The sequence below is a fragment of the Pseudomonas sp. P5_B2 genome, from assembly GCF_056400445.1.
In genome coordinates this window covers 1-2706 of sequence record NZ_JBFULH010000553.1, presented here as the reverse complement: position 1 = coordinate 2706, position 2706 = coordinate 1, and the positions used below count along the sequence as shown (strand labels likewise).

Annotated in this window: 3 protein-coding genes and 3 tRNA genes; 4 read left to right on the top strand and 2 right to left on the bottom strand. The window is 56.2% G+C overall.

The genetic code is table 11. The annotated features are described in order from the left end of the window. The 3 genes from AC1DRJ_RS23845 (at position 1) to AC1DRJ_RS23835 (ending at position 477) form a co-directional block, all read left to right on the top strand. A tRNA-Gly gene (locus AC1DRJ_RS23845) sits at positions 1–76 on the top strand. Between the two features lie 45 nt (positions 77–121). After that, positions 122–195, top strand: a tRNA-Cys gene (locus tag AC1DRJ_RS23840). 195 nt (positions 196–390) lie between these two features. Then, positions 391–477: transfer RNA gene (locus tag AC1DRJ_RS23835), tRNA-Leu, on the top strand. Between the two features lie 71 nt (positions 478–548). Here AC1DRJ_RS23835 and AC1DRJ_RS23830 read toward each other — a convergent pair. Beyond that, positions 549–1382, bottom strand: a complete 834-nt coding sequence (locus tag AC1DRJ_RS23830) for an NAD(P)H-binding protein (protein WP_477804314.1) — start codon at positions 1380–1382, stop codon at positions 549–551. Between the two features lie 154 nt (positions 1383–1536). Between AC1DRJ_RS23830 and AC1DRJ_RS23825 the strand changes: the two genes are divergently transcribed. Then, the gene (locus AC1DRJ_RS23825; RefSeq protein WP_477804313.1) at positions 1537–2253 is read left to right on the top strand and encodes a TetR/AcrR family transcriptional regulator; all 717 of its coding nucleotides are present in this window, start codon (positions 1537–1539) and stop codon (positions 2251–2253) included. Positions 2254–2258: 5 nt separating this feature from the next. On the opposite strand, the gene AC1DRJ_RS23820 is transcribed toward AC1DRJ_RS23825, so the two are convergent. After that, entirely contained in the window at positions 2259–2543 is a 285-nt protein-coding gene (locus AC1DRJ_RS23820) for a hypothetical protein (RefSeq protein ID WP_477804312.1), read from the bottom strand. Positions 2544–2706 lie beyond the last annotated feature (163 nt).

The window sequence follows — 2706 nt, the reverse complement described above, 5'->3', positions numbered from 1 at the left end:
GCGGGAATAGCTCAGTTGGTAGAGCACGACCTTGCCAAGGTCGGGGTCGCGAGTTCGAGTCTCGTTTCCCGCTCCAAGTTTTAACGCATTTGTTGTTGTGCTACTGACAGCAAATGTTTGAGGCCGAGTAGCAAAATGGTTATGCAGTGGATTGCAAATCCACCTACGCCGGTTCGATTCCGACCTCGGCCTCCACTATAAACAAGCTCCGTAGATCTATGATTTACGGAGCTTTTTTATTTCCGCAGTCCTGCAAGATTTTGTCTTGAAAAGGTCATCTGCGAACTTGCTTCACCGAGGCGGGGTGTATATATTTCCCCCTCTGCTGCACAAGCGTCAGAACTGCCAGGTTGTCATCTGTCAGTTTTTAGACTGCTTCACCGCGCTACCGCCCGAATGGCGAAACTGGTAGACGCATGGGACTTAAAATCCCCCGCTCGTAAGGGCGTGCCGGTTCGATTCCGGCTTCGGGCACCATATTTAACAAAGGCCTGCATGAGTTTTCTCATGCAGGCCTTTGTCGTTTCTGCTGCGCAATTTTTGATAGATCAATCCCGGCTTTCCCAGGCTCCCGTAGCGGCGGTGCGCCGAACATAATCGCCAAAGTCTCGTGCGGGCCGGCCAAGTGCGCGCTGGACGCCATCGGCCAGTGGCGTGTTACGACCATCGAGCACCGTTGTGAAGAGGTACAGCACTAGATCATTCAACTCGGCTGGAAGTTGTTCCTGTTCCAATGCCTCTCTGTAGATAGCCGGCGGCACAGCGACGAAGCGGATATTGCGACCGGTCGCTTGAGCGATCTCATCGACAGCATCAGCAAACGTCAGCGCCCGTGGACCCGTCAGTTCATACAGTTGGCCTGAGTGACCGGGTTGGGTCAGTGCCTGAACTGCAATCTCGACAATGTCTTCCACATCGACAAAAGGCTCCGCGATGTTGCCGACGGGAAGCGCCAGTTCGCCCTGAAGAATGGGCTCCAGGAAATGCGCCTCACTGAAGTTCTGGGAGAACCAGCTGCAGCGAAGGATGGTCCAGTCGATGCCACTGTTTTGTATAACGCGTTCGGCGTGTTCCGCTTCGACCTCTCCGCGCCCGGATAGCAGCACCAGTTTGTCGACGCCGCTTTTGACGGCCAGGTCGGTGAAGGCCTGAACCGTTTCGACGGCACCGGGAACGGCGATGTCCGGTTGGTAAGAAATGTAAACAGCGTGAACACCATCAAGCGCCGCTTCCCAGGTGGACCGATCCTCCCAGTCAAAGGGGGGATTTGCCTGGCGGGATCCGAAGCGCACAGGTAGTTCCGCCGATGTTAGACGTTGAGCAATCCTGCGCCCGGTTTTACCGGTCGCTCCGAGAATGAGGAGGGTGCCTTGCGTGTTCATCGCGTTCATCTCCACTGGATTAATGTGAGTGATACTCACGTTAAAAGATGATAAACGCTCATGTTCTGTCGTCAACCAGCGTGACGGGGACAACCGACGTACGGCTTTACCCCCTTGGGTGCGTTGATGTGCGGTGCTAAGGTGAGTGCATGTCATGTTATTGATCGGGGGAAATGCATTGCCGAAGAAAGCTACCACCGGGCGCTATCTATCCGTTTCAGAGCCGGCTCGACGCAACCCCACGCAACAACGCAGTCGCGATCGGCAGGAACGAATACTGGTCGTGGCGACGCAGCTAATCGCGACCAAGGGTAGCGATTCGCTAAAGATGAGTGAAATTGCCGAACGCTCGGAGATTTCGATCGGCTCGCTCTATCAGTATTTTCCAGACAAAAGTTCGGTGATCCGCACGCTGGCCGAGCGCTTTAACGCTGAGAGTCGCCGGTGCATCGAAATGGCATTGGCAGCGGTCGAGGATGCACAAGGATTGCGCGAGGCCTATTCAGACCTGCTCGAGCAGTATTACGACATCGCTCAGGCGGAGCCTGTAATGCGTGATATCTGGTCGGGGATGCAAGCCGACAAACAATTGCTGGCGCTGGAGCTGGAAGAGAGTCGTGTGGCGGGCAGGTTGCTGGCGGACGCGATGCTTCGTGTGTTTCCAGGCAGTGATACTCAGCAAGTCGCAGATACTGCTTTTCTGATCTGGCAATTGGGCGAGGCGACCATGCGTCTGGCCATCACCTGCGCGCCTGAAGAGGGGCGGCGGTTGTTCGAAGCATTTAAGCGTATGTCGCTTACAGAGGTCATGGCGCCCGCTAGCACGTTGATCGGCAGTGGGTCGAGCGACGTCGACCCAGCTGTCGATTGAGCCTTCTAGACAAAAGGCTGGCCGCTAAAACCACGAGGCAATCTTTGCAGCCCGGGCATGGCGGTAAGCCGCTCGGTCCAGGCTGAGCGCCAGTCATTGGCGGTGTGCGTGGCTTTGGCTTTGCGTGCGGCACGGCGCGCTGCATTGCGCTGGGCCTTGCGCGCTTCCTTGAACGCATCAGTGTTTCGGCAACTTCTGCATTTCACACGATTCAATTCTTGGGTGGACGTGAGGTTCTGGCCCTTGTGACCGCAGGCCAGATGCCCGCTGACTTTGAAGTGGGTGACCATGGAACGTCTCCTTCGCGACGTGTGATCGTTTGACCCCCCGCAAACGCTAGGGTTCGCTGGCTTCCTGACGAACATGGCCGTCGGGAACTCGCAAAATGTCACATAACCTGTAGGAGCCGAGCTTGCTCGCGATGGGGCCCGAACATACAACATCCATGCTCAC

Coding starts and splice junctions, on each gene's coding strand:
- AC1DRJ_RS23830 (WP_477804314.1), bottom strand. CDS start 1,382: ATGAACACGCAAGGCACCCTCCTCATTCTCGGAGCGACCGGTAAAACC.
- AC1DRJ_RS23825 (WP_477804313.1), top strand. CDS start 1,537: ATGTTATTGATCGGGGGAAATGCATTGCCGAAGAAAGCTACCACCGGG.
- AC1DRJ_RS23820 (WP_477804312.1), bottom strand. CDS start 2,543: ATGGTCACCCACTTCAAAGTCAGCGGGCATCTGGCCTGCGGTCACAAG.